The organism is Roseateles agri (genome assembly GCF_034043675.1).
Taxonomy (GTDB): Bacteria; Pseudomonadota; Gammaproteobacteria; order Burkholderiales; family Burkholderiaceae_C; genus KK5.
Genome location: NZ_JAXCLA010000009.1, coordinates 249,270 through 265,960, shown reverse-complemented (window position 1 = coordinate 265,960; position 16,691 = coordinate 249,270). Strand labels below are relative to the sequence as shown.

Here is a 16,691-nt window from a genome sequence, read left to right as displayed (position 1 = left end):
ATGGAAACTTCCGACATCCAGGACGCTTCGGCTCGCATCCAAATCAAAGGCCGCTCTGCCCGATGGCACGACATGCCGGCGCTGTTGCGCGACAAGGCTCGCGTGCACGGGCCCAGGATTCTGACCGTCATCGATGGCCGGCCCCTCGCGTACAACGAGTTGGACAGGCTTTCCGACTTGGTGGCAGGCCATCTTCACGCGCTCGGCGTCCGCGAGGGTGCTTGCGTCGCCAGCCTGATGTTCAACTGTGTGGAGCAGGTGCTCGGCTGGTTTGGCACCAACAAGCTGGGCGCGGTGTGGGCGCCGCTCAATGCGAGCCTGACTGGCGACGACCTCATTTACACGCTGCGCGACACTGGCGCAAAGGTTCTCATCGTCGATGCCGAGAACGCCGGCAAGGTTGCGTCGCTACCCGCTGAAATGCTCAGCGGGCTAACCGTGTTCGTGGGCCCTCCGGCCCAGCCCGCGGCCCCGATACGTTCTTTCCAAGACCTGTTGAAACCAACCACGCCGCCTCCGCGGCCGGAGTTGAGGCCGGGCAGCCCCGCTTTGATCCTGTACAGCGGTGGAACCACAGGCATGCCCAAGGGCGTGGTGATGCCGCATTTCGCGTTCATCTGTGCTGGCTACCGTTACGGTGAGGTTCTACAGACCACACCGGAAGACTGCCACTACACGACGCTACCGATGTTCCATGGATCCGGCACGCAGTTCGGCATCATCGGCCCAATGCTCAACGACATGACCTCAGTCATGGACCGCCGCTTCAGCGTGTCTAGCTACTGGGAGCGCGTGCGCCAGGCCGGCGCCACGATCGTTGACCCCATTGGCACGATGATGACTGTGCTGACGCAGGCGCCGGAATCACCGAATGATCGCAATCACAAAGTGCGCATCTCGACCGGCGTCAACGGTCAGGTACCCGAGTGGGTACCCGCGCGGTTCATCGAACGCTTCGGTATTCAGGTTGTCGACATCTACGGGAGTACCGAAAGCGGCGGCGCCATGCTGGTAAGCAATCAACTCGGCTCGCAAGTCGAAGGCGCAGTAGGCCACCCCAACGGATGGTCACAGATCGCCATCCTCGACGCGAACGACAACCCTGTCCCACCGGGTGTGGTGGGTGAGATCGGCATGCGCCCGACCGTGCCCTTCTCGTTCATGCTTGGGTACCACAACAATCCTGCCAAGAGCGTCGAGGCATGGCGCAACCTCTGGCTTCACACAGGCGACCTGGGGCGTGTCGACGAGGCAGGAAACCTCTTCTTCGTTGGCCGCCAGGTGCACTGGTTGCGACGTCGTGGCGAGAACATTTCGGCTTATGAGATCGAGGACATCGTGAGCCGCCACCCCGGTGTGGAAGAGTGCATTGCCGTCGGTGTGCCGGCCGAACTCGGCGAGGAGGACGTGAAGATTTTCGTGATCGCGCGCGATCCCACGCTGAGCCACAGCGAAATTATCGATTGGTGCATGTCGAAGATGGCCGCATTTAAGGTGCCGCGCTACGTGGCTTTCGTCGACGACTTTCCACGCTCAGCCACCAAGCGCGAAGTGGAGCGCAACAAGGTCAAGGCGATGCAGATTCCTGACGCGTGGGATCGCGAGGTACACATGGGCCGGCTGTCGACACAGTCTCGCGGCAACTGACCGCACCCTGGCGAAGCGTTTGCATGGAATTTCCCAAGCTCTTTTCGCCGATACAACTGGCGGGCATTACCGTACCTAACCGCGTCGTGATGGCGGCCATGTCCAGCGCACTGGGCGGCGAAGACGGGTCGATCACACCGGAGTTGGCGGCCTTTTTGGAGACGCGGGCCGCAGGCGGTGTCGGCCTGATCACGGTCGAGTTCACCTGCGTGGATTCGCGCTTCGGCCGAGCGGAGGTGAGGCAACTGACGCTCGAAAGTGAGCGCCACCTCGATGGGCATCGTCGCTTGGTGGAGCGTTTGCGTTCTCATGGCTGCGTCCCATGCCTTCAGTTGCACATGTCCGGTCGCTTCGCCGAACGCCTGACGCTCGACGAACGTCTGCCAGCGGCGCCGAGCGAGCATCGCGAAGCGCGCACCGGCAAGCTGGTTGCACGCGCCTTGACGACCCGCGAGATCTACGACATCGTGGCGCACTATGCACGGGCGGCCAGGCTGGCCGTCAAGGCTGGATACGAGGTGCTCGAGATTCACGGCGCTCACGGCTACCTGCCGATGGCGTTTCTATCACCGCGCAGCAATACGCGCGACGACGAATGGGGCGGCGACTTCGAGCGCCGCCTGGCATTCCCGAAGGCGATCCTGAGCGCCGTCAAGCGAGAACTCGGTGCTGACCGCGCATTGGTCTATCGCTTGTCTTCGAGTGAGTTCGTGCCGCAGGGCTTGACCATCGAGCATTGCGAGTCAATCGTGCCGGCACTCGTGCAAGCCGGTGCCGACGCCTTGCATGTCACCTCCGGCACCATGCACGGATCCTTCGAGAAAATGGTCGACTCGATGGACGAACCCGAAGGATGGCGACTGCCGCATGCAGCACGCCTGCGTGCGGCTGCTAACGTGCCCGTGATCGCCATTGGCCCCACACGATGGCCAGCCGTCGCCGAGCAAGCGATCGCCGAAGGCATCGTCGACATGATTGCCCTCGGCCGACCGCTGTTAACCGACCCGGAATGGGCCCGCAAGGCGGCTCAAGGTCGCGCCAACACAATTCGGCCATGCACCAACTGCAACTGGTGTATGGAGCGCGTGCGGGCACACGAGCCGATCGGCTGTGCAGAGAATCCGCGCACTGGCCGAGAGCTGCAGACCGTGCCACTGTTCAAGCCGCGCAAAGGATCCCAGGCATCCCGCGTGTTAGTGATCGGTGGCGGCCCAGCCGGCATGTCGGCCGCACTGCGCTTGGATCGTGCGGGATACGAAGTGACCTTGTACGAGCGCCGCGAGGCATTGGGCGGCGGGCTGATCGCCTCTGCCGCACCGCCCGGGAAAGATCGTCTACTGTGGTACCGCGACTATTTGGTTGCCGCGATCGCTCGAAGCGGCATCAACGTTCGGCTCGGGACTGTGCCGGACGTGGACGAGTTGCGGCGCCTGACTCCGCAAGCCGCGCTCGTCGCCACCGGCGCTAGCGATCGCGCCATGCCGGTCGAAGGCATCCACAAGGACATTGTGCGCAGCGCTCATGCTCTGTTGATGGGCGACGTGCCGATGGCGTTCGACAAGCAGCGGACTGCCATCGTGTACGGCGGTGGTGAAACCGGGTGCGAGACCGCGGAAATGTTGGTCGCCGAAGGCTTCCGGGTGACCTTAGTGACTCGCTCCGCGGCCACCGACCTGGCACGCGGCGCCGAGCTGATGTATCGCAGGGCTCTGCGCGCGCGTCTAGTGGCAAATCCATATGTGACGATTCTCGAGCACACGCACCTCACATCAATTGCTGACGACGGCGTCATGCTTGCCGATGCCGCAGGCGAGATGCGCTTCATGCCCGCCGGGCTGGTCGCCATGGCACAGGGTCGCCAGCCACTCCACGACATGGCGGCTTTGCTGCGGGTAGCTGGCATTCCCTATGTCTTTGTCGGCGACGCGGTCCGCATCGGGCGAATCGGCGACGCAGTTCGTCAAGCATTCGACGCGGCCTCGGCACTGCTGGGTTCGCCATCACAGGCCAGTTCAACATGATTGATTCCGACTTCACCCCGGTTCTCGTCGGCATGGCCACTGCCATGCGCCGCGATGACGACTTCCGGCAGGCCCTTGAACCGCTGGACCTGATGGTCCAGGTGGCTCATGCCGCCGGCATCGACTCCGGCTCGGCGGAAATTTTGGGTAGCCTCGAGCACATCAGCGTGCCCGCAGGCCGTTGGAAATATGCGAACCCGGCTGGCGAGATCGCGCGCGCCGTGGGCGCTCCGAAGGCATTCCAGGTCTTGTCCAGCGTCGGCGTGCTGCAGCAGACGCTCATCGGCGATGCCTGCGCGCGCATAGCGCGGGGCGAGGTCCGCTGCGCGATGGTTGTCGGTGCGGACACCGGGTATCGCCTGCTGCGCGCGCGAATCTCTGGTGAAGCACCCCACGAGCGCACGCAGAACGATGCACCCGACCTGCACCTACGTCCGGCGCAGGAGTTGCGGCATACGGTAGAACTGCGCAGTGGCATGCAGATGCCGGTGGGGCTCTACGCAATTCTTGAGAGCGCCTTGCGGGCGCGTGAGGGTTTGAGCGTCTCGGATCACCGCGACCGCATCGCGGCGCTCTATGCCAGGTTCACCGACACTGCCGCCGCCAATCCTCATGCAACGTTGACACAAGCTCTGTCCGCGATCGACATCCGCAATGCCTCGGCCCGCAATCCGATGCAGGCCTTTCCGTACACCCGTCACCACTGCTCTGATTGGAACGTGGACCAAGCGGGCGCGCTGCTGCTGTGCTCAAACGCACATGCGCGTTCGCTCGGCATTCCGGAAGATCGCTGGGTCTATCCCGTCGTCAGCACAGAATCCAACCACATGGTGGCAGTGTCGGCGCGCAAGCACCTCGCCGAATGCCCGGGCGCCCGGATAACCGGCCAGGCTGCGCTGGCTTACGCCGGCCTGCAGATCACGGACGTCGACCTCGTAGACCTTTACAGCTGTTTCCCGCTAGCTGTGCAGCACTTCGCGAAGGCCGTCGGATTGAACATCGAGGCTCCGCTCACACTCACCGGCGGCATGGCCTTCGCGGGCGGCCCTTACAACAACTACGTGCTGCAGTCCACTTGCCGCGCCATTGAACTGATGCGAATGGGACGCGGGCGGAATGCGCTGCTGTCCTGCGTATCAGGTGTGGTCACGAAACAGGCGTTTGCCTTGTGGTCGATGGACCCGCCCCAGCAGCCTTTCGCCAGCCTCGATCTCAGTGCCACGGTCGCCAAGGAATCGCCTGCACTCGAGATCGTCGAACATTTCCGCGGCATGGCGGTGGTAGCTGGCTGCACTGTTCTGCACGCGCGCGACAAGGAAAGCCAGGGCGTGGTGCTGGCGGACACGCCGGACGGGCGGCGCGCCATGGCCACGACCAGTGATCCTGCCTTTGTGAGAGCGCTCGAAAGTGAAGAAATGGTCGGACGCCGCGTTCACATCGAAGGGGCAATGCTGCTGCCGAGCACGTGATGGCTGCCAGACTGAAGGTGCCTTGCGGAGTTCTCAGCCCAGTCTCGTCCCCACTCTGCTCAGCGAAGGGGCGCTGTGAAATCGGACAAGATTGACTGACAGCTTGTCGACTGCCTTATTGGCGATGCTGATGTCTGCAACGGGTCGAGAACGGTAGAAAACGCTTGTTGGTGGCATTGGCCAGCGCCGCGAGACGGTGACGGCACCGGCTTCGTCGAATTGAACCGGATCCTCTGGAGCGAACTCGCCGCAGACCCGTCTGTAGGGGGAATGAACCACTGTCGCGATCGGATAGCAAGCTGTCGCACTTCGCCAGTGCGCGGCGCGATCGGCTTTTCTACGATGACTCCATTCCAACCCAACTGAGCGAGGACATCATGAACAAGCCTTTCGACACCGCCCTGATCACCGGAGCCTCCAGCGGCATCGGCATGGAACTGGCGCGGGTGCACGCGAGCAAACGTGGCGACGTCGTGCCCGTGGCGCGCTCGCGAGAGAAGCTCGACGCGCTGAAGCTCGAGTTAGAAGCCAAGTGGCGCATCAAGGCCACTGTGATCGTGCAAGACCTGGCCGAGTCGGGTGCCGCACAGCGCATCTTCGACCAGACCGAGGCGCGCGGCCTGCGCGTGGACGTGCTGATCAACAATGCGGGCTTCGGCGGCCACGGACTCTTTCACGATCAAAGCCTGGCCGATGCCCAGGCGATGATGCAGGTGAACATGAGCACGCTGACCGATCTGACCCGTCTCTATCTCAAGGGAATGGTGCAACGCCGGCTGGGGCGCATCCTGAACGTTTCGTCGACGGCCTCGTTCATGCCCGGGCCGCTTCAAGCGGTGTACTACGCGACCAAGGCTTACGTGACGTCGTTCAGCCAGGCGATCGCTGAAGAAGCGGCGCCCTACGGCGTCACCGTGACGGCGCTGTGCCCTGGAGCGGTGGCCACCGGGTTCGTGGAAGCGGGGAACCTTGAAGGCGTGGACTTGTGGAAGCAGGCCAAGTCCGCGCAGTCGGTGGCCCAATGCGGCTACGACGCCATGGAGCGCGGCGAACTCGTCGCCTTCAACGAGGGAAAGCTGAAGTTCATGATGAACTGGATCGTGCCCATGCTGCCTCGCAAGACGGCCCTGCGCATGTCCCGCCAAGCCATGGAAAAGGCAGCCGCCTGACCATGACAACGAGAGCCCAACGCTTTGTGATTGGCAGCAACTGGAGGTTGATGTTGCTCGACCTCCAGATCGACCCCGCCGTGGCGCTGGCTCACGCAGCGTTGCCGGCCGATCTGTTCCAACGGCCGGATTCGGCGCTGACGCCGGCCGAGTACTTCAGGCTGTGGCGCGGCATCGAACAGGCGGCCGGCGAGCGCGAAGTGCCGCTGCTGCTGACTCGGCACCTCAACGCCGAAGCCTTCGACGCGCCGATCTTCGCGAGCCTTTGCAGCGCGAACTTCAACATCGCGGCCCGACGGCTGAGCCACTACAAGCCGCTGATTGGCCCGATGCTGCTGGACGTCAACGAGGGCCGCAATTCCACGCTGCTGAGCTTGAGTTGCTATGGCGCCATCGAGCCGCTGCCCCGTTCGCTTGGGCTGATGGAGTTGGTGTTTCTGTGCCAGCTGATCCGGATGGGCACACGCGAACGCATCGTGCCGTTGGCGGTAACGCTTCCGGATCTGCCGCGGGACGTGACGCCATACGAGGTGTATTTCGGCTGCGCGCTACGCAAGGCCGAGCGGACCGAACTGCGCTTCTCCGCCACGGATGCTGCACGGCCCTTCATGACCTCGAATGCGGCGATGTGGGCGTTCTTCGAAAGCAAGCTGAACCAGCGGCTGGCCGACATGAATGCGGATGCTTCCACTGCGCGGCGCGTGCGGGCGGTGCTGCTGGAGGCGCTGCCCAGCGGCGAGTCGGGCATCGACGCGGTGGCGGGCCGGCTCGCCATGAGCAAGCGAACGCTACAGCGAAAGCTGACCACGGAGGCCGAGAACTTTCAGGACATCTTGAACTCGACCCGCACGGAGTTGGCGGACCACTACCTGCACCAGTCCAAACTTTCGCTCGGCGAGATCTCGTTCCTGCTCGGCTTCCAGGAGCCCAACTCCTTCATCCGCGCCTACCAGGCGTGGAAGGGTGAATCACCGAGTTCTTTCAGAATGCGCACCCATTGACGCGACACCTCATGGGGAATCGGTGGCAAGTTTCCGCTTTTTGGCGTCTAGTAACCTTGAGCGAGGGTCGGCACTGAGTCGGAAGCCGAAGTCCATATGGCCGGGCAAAAACGTCCGAGGTCGCGCTAAAGTTGGCTCAAGGCGCGCAACATAAGGTCCGCAGCGCCGTTCAGGTGTGGAGTTTCTGGACTAGAGCAGAAATAGTCTTTTGGTTGATTATGTAATTGGCGTCGAACTCGGCATTCAGGTACAAAAAACAGAGTGTCCAGCCGGAGACACGCCATGATCTGTGCAATCGCGCGTGCAGTGCTCGCGGCCGTTGTATTGGGCGGCTGTTCCACAGCCCACTGTCCAGTCAACGCACCGAAGGTCATGGCATCTCCGGCGGCCGGATATGCACTGCGCACAGCGAACGCGGCTCCAACACCGACAGTCTGAACATCGTCGTCAGCCTGTCAGGCGGTGGCTATCGCGCTGCAGCCCTTGCCTACGCCGTGATGGAGGTCATGCAGGAGACGCCCATCGTCTGGGAAGGTCAGACCAAGACGATGCTCGACGAGGTGGACATCATCTCCGGTGTCTCCGGCGGCAACCCCGCCGACAGGCCGCGACCTTGCCGACAATCGAATGGCACCTGTGCGAGCTCAACGCCGCAGAGGAGGCACAGATTCGCTATTTGAGTCTGCGTCAGATGGCAATCCTTGCAAGCCATCTTCATTAGTCAGCGCCTCGCCAATCAATCCACTCGCGGCAACCATACAGGCCACGGAGCCTTTGGTCTTCACGTCTGCCCTACTGGCGCGCAGTGCACCCAGCGCGGCTCGGCAAGCCGCGTTTAGTTCGCGGCCGGCTTCGATCGCTTCCTCGCGAGAGTGCTTCAACAAGATTGTCATCCGCAAGATCTGCACCAAATGTTCGGCACGGCCAAGTTGCACGTGTAATTGCCGCTGCCACGGCATGGAGCGAGGCAGATCGAGGCTGAGTTTGCGGACGAAGCCGTCCAACTCGGCAATTGCTCGTGCCAGAGGAGCCGACGGGTCCTCGTGTGATAAATCAGGTTCCGCCATGCGGCCATTCTTGAGGTCGCTTGCGACGGCCACATGAATGTCAACTCGTCCTGCAACCTGCTATGGCGACTTCCGCTCGTCGGCACCGGCTCCGTCCTTGTCTGACGAACTCGGGTTGTCAACGAGCGGGCCGAAGTCGCCCACGAGTCCTTGCCGACTTGTGTCAGGCCCGGACGCACCCGATGCAGGCTTGTCGCGGGACTTCTCCGGGTTGGAGATCGCGGGCTGCCGCTCATCTGTCGCGGCACTGTTGGGTGAGTCTGCTGTCGAACTCGGATCGGGCGGGGTGACGGGCTGGTGAACGACAGGTGGCTTCATGGCATCTCCGGCTGCACTCTTGCTGAGCACGGCAAGCGCGATGCCCAGCACACTGCCCATATTTCGACACTCCCCTCCCCTATCCCTATGATCTGCTGAACGATCGCCTCATAAACGAGGGAACGCCGAGATGCGTCACCGGATTTCACGCCGCTCCAGCCTGATCACCATCGGCATGCTCTGCGCGAACCTGGCGCATGCGGCCTGTCCGCCTCGGCCGATCAAGCTGGCCCATTTCGAGTTTGGCCACGCCTACCATGGCGGCAGCGGCATGGAAGTTGACCTCGTCGAGGAAATGAAAAGGCGCAGCGGATGCGCGATCAGCGGTGAGGTCTACCCACGGGCTCGCATTTGGTCGGAACTGGAATCGGGGCACCTCGACATGGCCTTGACGGCTATTCAGTCGAAGGAGCGGGAACGCTATGCCTGGTACGTGCCGTATCTGCAGCAGAAGAACTATGTGCTGCTGCGGGAGGGCGTCCTCACCACCATTCGCAATGGGCAGGAGTTCCTTCAATCACCGACGCTCCGATTCGCCGCCGTGCGGGGCTACAGGCACGGAGCCCCCTACGACGATCTCATCGCCAACTTGGCCAAGCAAGGACGACTGGACCTTGTCCCCAACAGCCCTCGCCTCTTCGACATGCTGCGAGCCGGCCGGGTTCAGGCCGCATTGGCGGTGCCCCTGGTCTACCGGTACGAGCTGGAACGTCGGCCGATTCCCGGCCTGCGTGTCGTGGATTGGGCTCCTCGCGATGTCCCGCCTCGCTCCGGCCTAATGCTCAGCAAGGCAAGCTTCACCGAACAGGATGCGCACTTCTGGCGCGGCATCTTTGAAGCCATGGCGCGTGACGGGACGCTGCTGCGGATCGTTCAACGCTATTTGCCGCCCGACGAGGCCCAGGCCGCTCTCCTCAAGTGAGGCTCGACGGCGCCGCGTGCCTTGCGGAGAGCTTCGCAATGCTCAGGCAGAATGACCGAGCCAGCTGCCATTTGTCCCCATGAGCGTGTCTCTTACTCGCGTGCTTGTTGCCCTGTGGCGCCCTTCGGGCTATGCCGATGTCCATCCGGAACTCGTCGCTGAAGACGCACTACTCCCCGATGCGTGCTGGGAATTGGTTCGCGACGACGGTGCCGAAGTGGTCATCGCACTGAATCGGCACGCAGACGATCCGCGTGCGGCGGTGAAGGTAGTGTGGCCTCGGAGGCCATCTCGCCGAGCTGGCCCTGGTGGCGGGTAGTGAGGAGTTAGGGCGACGTTGCATCTCGATGCAACGTCAGGGTTAACCCCAGATTCTCATGACTGGACGGGACCGGAAGGTCTAGGTATACCCCCGGCTGCGGCACGCCCGCATCTGAACAAATGCCGCCTGCACCTGAGCGCACCAGGCTCACCGCATGCCGCAGCTACATCACGTGAAATCACCCAAGGAGATGGATCATGGGATCACTTGCGATGGACGCCTACCTGGATTCTGGTTTTGGCGAGATCACCGAATTGCCGCGAGCCGGGAGCGCGCTCGAACATCCCCTGGTGTTTGACAGCGCTGCACGCGAGTTGCAGAAGCTGGCGGCCCAAGGGCGCCTTGAAATCATCGATGAACACCGACAGCCTGCTGCCGACGGCAATGGCCTCATCGATCGACTGCGTTTCCGGCGATTGCAATAGATCCAGGAGCGGCGTCGACAAGAATTCGGCACATGCTGAAGGTCGGGAGCCGGAGCGGCTTGGCAAGCCGCCGTGGTGCGTCGAGTACGTTGGATCTGGAGTGGCCGCTCGCTGAACGATCAGGTCCAGGCGGACGGGTTCCCGGTGGCGGCATCGTTCGATGGCGTTTTAGCGATCCACTCCACCAGGCTGCTCGTCCATTGACTGGGGGCTTGGATTGCCGGGATGGCACGCGGCCTGGATGATTGCATCGCCATCGTCGTGCCGACAGACGCGCATCGCCATGGACTCGGCGCAGATAGCCGCAATGCTCGATGGCATATTCAGCGCTGTCACACCCTCAGGGTCGCCCGGGTGTCTCGCTGCGCCGGAACCTCACGTCCGACGCCGCTCAATGAAAAATCCGCTCCGGTCCAAGATCGCCTTCGCACGGCGCTTGGGTTCCACCAGGCCCAGCGAGACCTGGCGCACCGAGCTGAATTGCCCCGGAGCTATCTTCAGCACGCCGGCGCAGAGCGTCGGAAGCCGATAGAAAGTCTCCTCCCCTTGCCGGCTGCGCGCGCGATAGCCGCCGTTCAAGGCCGTGTCCACATCGACAAAGCGATGCAGCCCATGGTCGAAGTCCTTGCAGATGCGGCCCAATTGCGCCTCCCAGTCCGGGGTCGTCAGCAGCGTGATGAAGTCATCGCCGCCCACATGGCCCACGAAACCTCCCGAATCGTCCACGGACTCCGTCAGCAGGCGCCCGACGTAGCGGATCACTTCGTCGCCAGCACGGTAGCCCAGTGTGTCGTTGAAGGGCTTGAACGACGTCAAGTCCCAGTACGCCACAACGAACTCCTCCCCGGAGTTCAGCAGGGCCGCCATCTGCCTCTCGATCATCACGTTGCCCGGCAGCAGCGTGAGCGGGTTGGCGTCACGCGCGAGCAGCAGTTGGTGGCTGGCGATGGCCTTGAACAGGTCGGAGGTTCGTCCAGCACCCACATACCGGCCCTGTCGTGTGATGAGGAAACCATCGACCATATAGCGGTCGTCCGTATTGGCCACGGCCTCGCTCATGGTCTGCAGACTGGCCTCGGCATCGAAGACCAGCGGCGAGCGATCCATCAGTTCCAGGCAGCTCTTGCGGCCGAACAAGTCCACGAAGAAGCGCTCAGCGCCGCGCTTGAGCACGCTGGCCGAGCGGAGGATGCCCAGCGGCGGCCCGTCGCCATCGAGCACGGGCATGGAATACAGGTGCTCGTCAGCGGCAAAAAGGGCGATGACGTCCGAGCATGTCATTGCGGGGTGCGCGGTCGGGACCGCTCGGCTCAGGTCCCGCGCGACGATTTCCTTTTTCGCTTCGGATTCGGACGTGGCGCCTTCGACAGGATCCAGGTTCAATTGCTGGACGATCTCGGCACGCAGGCTGGTGCGCGGAGTCGGCGACGGCCGGGCGAAGAAATAGCCTTGGCACAAGTGGATGCCAATCCCGCGCAGGATCCGAAGATCGCCTTCCTGCTCGACGCCCTCGGCGATGACGCAAGCCTCGCTCTGCGACGCCATCTCGAGGATCGAGCGCACGAACTGCTGTTTCAGTGGATCGCCCGCCACGCCGTCGATGAAATGCCGATCGATCTTGACGAACTCCGGCCTCAGGTCGACCCAACGCTTGAGGCTGGCAAAGCCCTCGCCCAGGTCGTCCAGCGCCAGAGAAAATCCGACCTGCCGCAGCGACTCTGCCGTTTGATCCAAGGATTCCATGTCGATCACCGGACGCGTCTCGGTCAGCTCGAGGACCACGCTGGAGGGACGCACGCCGATGGCGCCTAGGTCCTGCGCAATGAGCTCATGTCGATCCTTCGCGGCGACCAGCGTGTCCGCCGTAAGGTTCATGAACAGGCGACCCGGCAACTGCAACTCGATGAAGCGTCGTGCAATTCGTCGCGTGATCAACCGCTCCAATTCGATTAGCCTGCCAACCGTGGCGGCCAAGTCGAACAGCACGAGCGGCGAATGAAGAGCGGAAGTCGCCGGCGCGCGGGTGAGCGCCTCGTAACCCATGATCCGGCCTTTCGCCACATCCACGATAGGCTGGAAGTGGATGTCGAAATTCTGGCTGGCGATCAGCTGATCCAGCTCGATCTTGAGTGACTGCGTGACCGGGGCATGCGGAGTCATTGGGCCTGCATCGGGAGGTGAAGCTGGCTTGATTGTCCCGATCAGGACTGGATCCGCAAATGAACAAGACTTCGGCGCCAAAAGCGTTGCGAATGGCTCCCGAGCAACTTCGACCTGCGCGTGAGTTGCCGCAGGGTCGCGACCTCGCCAGCGCAGGCGAAGCCCTACACCTCAACCGCGGCGGATCCGGAAGCCTCGGCCCAGTGAATCGCCCAATTGGCCAAAAAGCGCAATGACAGAGACGGCCAGAGTGGCAATGATCAGTTCCATTTCGGTACACCTCTTATGAAGACAGCGTGCATCCTGCCCATTGAAGATGATAAATTCGGGTAAACCCTGAATTTACGGTGCACAAGCTGTCGACCGGGCTAAGTATTTGTGCTCATCGACACAGTTCCGCGCAGACAACACCAGCCGCGATCTGGTGAGTCTCACACCCGCCCCGGAGCAGTCCCAAACACTGTGCGAATGGACGGGTCCAATGAGATCCATCGCGATGACCACCTTCCTGGAGCTTGGTCAACGCGTGATTGAAGGTGCGACGAACGGGCCTTGGCGAAACACGAGGCACCCGGCCGCAGCACGCGCAGCGAGCTCACCGCTGAGGCCTGTCCGGATCTATCCCCGAGGGCACCCCGAAGGACCGCGCCGGGCAGCCGCGCTCAACTACGAAGAGCGCGGGCGCGCCGTTGTCCAGCCAAACCCAGGACTGCCGCTGCCGTGACGACAAGCGGCAAGCTGCCTGGCTCCGGGATAGAGTTGTCGGCGGCCCCGATATCGAAGGACAGGTTGTCGAACAGGATCCTGTTGGCAACGCCACTGAGCACAACGGAGTGGGCTGTACCGGAAAAATCCGCAATGCCTTCCACCCAGGCGTTCAACTGGTTCGACGTATTCGGCGTGACCGCCAAGGTCTCGGAGCCCAGCAGTGTCCCCGTACCGTCCAGGCCATCGTAGATGCTGAAGCTGCCACCGGCGAATGCCGAATAGAACAGCGAGAACTCGTTGCTGAAGCCCGCGGCGACATTGATCGTGGTGCCGGCACCGCTGAGGAAAAACAGCGCACCGACGCCGGAAGGAGCGCCGGAGAAGACGCCGGAGCCACCGGCGGAGCTAGCGATCAGGGCGATCGCGTCGGAGCTGAACTTTATGCCATCGTCCGGGCCAGGGCCCTGGCCGGCTCCGTCCAGTCCGCCATCATAGAAATCGCCGACTTTGGCGAGGTCCGACAAACCTTCAAATGTCAACGTGACGAGCGATGCCTGGCATGCTCCGGCCCCAAGCAAGACGACAGCAAGCATGCCGCGGCGAACGAAGCGAGCGACTGTACCGAAAGTGTTCATTGGTTTCCTCCCTGTCCTTGTTGTCGTCGAGCGCGCCATCAAGCAGCTATCGAGCCAGTCGCAGAAACTTTGGGAAAAACAATGGCTTGCCTGCAATCGCCGATGCTTGGGGTTGGATGCTGTAAGTGCCTCCGACATCGGTAAAGACCCTGATCTGCAAAACAGGAGACTGGCTAGCAGTCAAATTAGTTCGCTCGCTAGGCAGTAACGGCATTTTCGATGGTGTTGGCCGAGATCAATGCGCAGAAGGCATACGCCACCCTCGCACTGGCTCGCCTAGGCTCAACGGCAAACGACGGCAAACAGACAGATGGGCAAGGCGGGTCGGCAAACCGACGGGTTAGTGTCCGGCTGCCTCAGTTAACGGCAGCCGCGAGGGGCTCGATGACCTCGGCCGTAAGTTGGCGGCCGACCGCGGCGAAGACCTCGATGTTCACGTTCTTGGACGCGAGCAAGCCGTTGTTGGCGTTGACGAGCGCCTGTTGGAGATCCGGCGGGCTAGCTAGCAGCGCTGCGATCCCTTGGCCAGCCCTCAGGGCCAGAGCCGCTGCTTCCTGCCCGAATTTGTCCTGCAGCGCCTGCCACATCGACACAGGCCATTCGGCGAACTCGTCAAGGTCCAGGCGTCGATCCCGCTCAAGCGCGAGATAGGCGAGCGCTAGCACCCGCCCGAGATCCTTGTTCGAGCGCTTTTCGTCAGTGCCGCCGATCCTCGCCTCACCGATCCGAGGATGGTGGAGCAGGTTGGCCAGCGCCATCATTTCCGGACGAGCGATCTTGACACCGAACCTCGTTTCGAAAGGTCGCCATTCGGCAAGCGCCAGGTAGTCGAAACTGCAGATTACGAAGTCTCCGACGGCGGTGACAAGTCGTTGTAAGCGTTTGCCCGAGCTGGGCTTGTCTGTCAGATCTTCAGAAATCGGAGCGGCCAACAGTTCCAGGAACCAGGCCGACTGGCCTGGGGGCCGAAGTCTGACCATCGGCAGGGCTTCGAGGTCATCCATTGGAGAACCCGGCGGACCAAATTTCTGATCCACCCGCTGGGTCCATCCGCTGCTCAGTAACTGTTCCGCGATGTCCTTGGCGGTCATCAAGGCCTTGAGTCCCGGCGCGGCCATGGCGTCGACATCCTTCGTTCGCACGGCCGCATGTTCATCGTCCTCGAAGAAGCGAAACGCGGCAGCCAGGCTGCCTATGACGATGACCGATCGCCGCGCTTCGTCAGGGATGGCATCCGCAACTTGACGCAGCACTTTTTCGGGAGACAGCAGATCCAAAATTGTCATAGGTTGAGCCTCTTGACGAAGTTCTCCTCCGCCAACTTGTTCAGTCGCCAGGAGAACTCCTCGGCCTGTTCCAACAGGCCGCTCTCGATAAGATCAGCCATGCAATCCATCGGGGACGCGACGGCGCCCTCGGGCGCAATCGTCGCAGAGGCCTCGCGGTCGATGGTCCGATGGACCACCAGCACTGGCCTGGCTTGCGGATCGTCACTCAACACCAAACCACCATCCAGTTCACGCACGAAGCCCAGGTCCCCGTCGTAGATGCTCAGATCAAGTCGCGTCGGTGCGGACAGGTTGAGGTCGGCAAAGTAGTGGCGCGCACCCAGTACACCACCCAAGGCCACAAGTCCGCGCCGATCCTCGTTCCGTGGATGTGCCAATCTTTCGGCCATCCGCACCGGCGATCGAGCGAGGCCCGTGGCATCGACATAGCGATAGCTGCGGCGCAGCCCCGCATGCTCTCCGGCAAGCGCTCGCCAAGCCGGCCAAGGCATCTGATACAGGCTGACGCCATGGGGCGACGGCAAGTGGTCCAGGACGCCCATCGCCATCAGATCCGACAACGCCGCCTGTATGGTCGGACGGCTCGCACCTGTATCGTGCTGGAGGCCCGGCATCGTTTGCCGCCCTTCCCCGCGCACCCATCGGTTGATCAGCGCGGACTTGACGGCCTGCCGACTGACCTTCTTACCCCCCTGACTCAGCGTCGAACGAACCGCCTCGTGCAGGAATGGGAGGAGTCCGTACTCGCCGGAGCGGACATCGCCATCCGGTAAGCGCCCATGGATGCCGCCATGGTCGTTCATGGCAGCGAGAAAGATCCTGTCCTTGAGGCCAGGCTCGAGAATTCTTCGGAACCGATCCAGCTCTTCCATCAAGCGCGAGGACGTCAGCCGGGACTTCACCAGCAAACACAAGGCCATGTCGCCCTGATGGTTCGGTTCCTCCAACTGGTAGACGAGTCCCAACATGGCATCGCGAAGATCCCGCGCGTTCGTCGTCGCCTTGATCTGCACCAGCACGGGCGCGCGCGTGCCCCGACCTTCGAAATGGAAGAATCCGTCCGCCAGCCCGTTCGTAGACTCGGTTTGAAAGATGCTACTTGCCATGTAAGGCGCTACTTTACTTGAAAGTAGCACCTCCAACGAAGCGCAGCCTGCAACGCCGGCTGATCGCCAATGTGATCCCGTGGCATGAAAACCGCGATGAGGTTCAAACCACTCGACATGTCATCAGTCGGGCACCGGCCGGTATTCGTCCCAGTCGACCAACCGGCCAGGGGTCGGCTCTGGCGGTTTCGAAGGGGCCGCCGGCTATGAGGGAAGGACGCCACTTGAGTGATCTTGGTTGCCCCTACGGTTGCCCCCAAAACGAAAAATCGAGAAGCAAATGAAAAAGGACTTAGAGGCCGAAGCTTCTAAGTCCTTGATCTGTCTTGCTATTTCTGGTCGGAACGGCGGGATTCGAACTCGCGACCCCTTGCACCCCATGCAAGTGCGCTACCAGGCTGCGCTACGCTCCGACTGAGCCTTGCATTATAT

At 62.3% G+C, this 16,691-nt stretch carries 12 protein-coding genes and 1 tRNA gene; 7 read left to right on the top strand and 6 right to left on the bottom strand.

Annotation, left to right across the window (positions count from 1 at the left end; genetic code table 11):
• From SNE35_RS26310 to SNE35_RS26290, 5 genes are all read left to right on the top strand, one after another.
• Positions 1–1,647, top strand: a complete 1,647-nt coding sequence (locus SNE35_RS26310; protein WP_320426008.1) for an AMP-binding protein — start codon at positions 1–3, stop codon at positions 1,645–1,647.
• Positions 1,648–1,670: 23 nt separating this feature from the next.
• Complete coding sequence (locus SNE35_RS26305; protein ID WP_320426007.1) at positions 1,671–3,668, top strand: FAD-dependent oxidoreductase; 1,998 nt, start codon at positions 1,671–1,673, stop codon at positions 3,666–3,668.
• Complete coding sequence (locus tag SNE35_RS26300; RefSeq protein WP_320426006.1) at positions 3,665–5,137, top strand: hypothetical protein; 1,473 nt, start codon at positions 3,665–3,667, stop codon at positions 5,135–5,137. The genes SNE35_RS26305 and SNE35_RS26300 overlap by 4 nt, the downstream gene beginning before the upstream one ends.
• A 377-nt stretch (positions 5,138–5,514) precedes the next feature.
• On the top strand, positions 5,515–6,306 hold the full coding sequence (locus SNE35_RS26295; protein ID WP_320426005.1) for an SDR family NAD(P)-dependent oxidoreductase: 792 nt from the start codon (positions 5,515–5,517) through the stop codon (positions 6,304–6,306).
• A gap of 50 nt (positions 6,307–6,356) precedes the next feature.
• Positions 6,357–7,307, top strand: a complete 951-nt coding sequence (locus tag SNE35_RS26290) for an AraC family transcriptional regulator (RefSeq protein WP_320426004.1) — start codon at positions 6,357–6,359, stop codon at positions 7,305–7,307.
• 644 nt (positions 7,308–7,951) lie between these two features.
• Here SNE35_RS26290 and SNE35_RS26285 read toward each other — a convergent pair.
• Entirely contained in the window at positions 7,952–8,374 is a 423-nt protein-coding gene (locus SNE35_RS26285; protein WP_320426003.1) for a hypothetical protein, read from the bottom strand.
• A 448-nt stretch (positions 8,375–8,822) separates the two neighbouring features.
• On the opposite strand from SNE35_RS26285, the gene SNE35_RS26280 reads away from it, so the two are divergent.
• A complete protein-coding gene (locus SNE35_RS26280) occupies positions 8,823–9,614 on the top strand; it encodes a substrate-binding periplasmic protein (RefSeq protein ID WP_320426002.1) in 792 nt (263 codons plus the stop codon).
• Positions 9,615–10,148: 534 nt separating this feature from the next.
• On the top strand, positions 10,149–10,361 hold the full coding sequence (locus tag SNE35_RS26275; protein ID WP_320426001.1) for a hypothetical protein: 213 nt from the start codon (positions 10,149–10,151) through the stop codon (positions 10,359–10,361).
• 375 nt (positions 10,362–10,736) lie between these two features.
• On the opposite strand, the gene SNE35_RS26270 is transcribed toward SNE35_RS26275, so the two are convergent.
• The 5 genes from SNE35_RS26270 to SNE35_RS26250 form a co-directional block, all read right to left on the bottom strand.
• Positions 10,737–12,521: a GGDEF domain-containing protein gene (locus tag SNE35_RS26270; RefSeq protein WP_320426000.1), complete on the bottom strand. Its 1,785-nt coding sequence runs from the start codon at positions 12,519–12,521 to the stop codon at positions 10,737–10,739.
• Positions 12,522–13,183: 662 nt separating this feature from the next.
• Complete coding sequence (locus SNE35_RS26265) at positions 13,184–13,864, bottom strand: hypothetical protein (RefSeq protein ID WP_320425999.1); 681 nt, start codon at positions 13,862–13,864, stop codon at positions 13,184–13,186.
• A gap of 356 nt (positions 13,865–14,220) precedes the next feature.
• Positions 14,221–15,150, bottom strand: a complete 930-nt coding sequence (locus SNE35_RS26260; RefSeq protein WP_320425998.1) for a hypothetical protein — start codon at positions 15,148–15,150, stop codon at positions 14,221–14,223.
• Positions 15,147–16,259, bottom strand: coding sequence for a hypothetical protein (locus tag SNE35_RS26255; protein ID WP_320425997.1), 1,113 nt, complete (start codon positions 16,257–16,259; stop codon positions 15,147–15,149). The genes SNE35_RS26260 and SNE35_RS26255 overlap by 4 nt, the downstream gene beginning before the upstream one ends.
• A 336-nt stretch (positions 16,260–16,595) precedes the next feature.
• Positions 16,596–16,672 (bottom strand) — tRNA-Pro (locus SNE35_RS26250).
• Between the last annotated feature and the right edge of the window lie 19 nt (positions 16,673–16,691).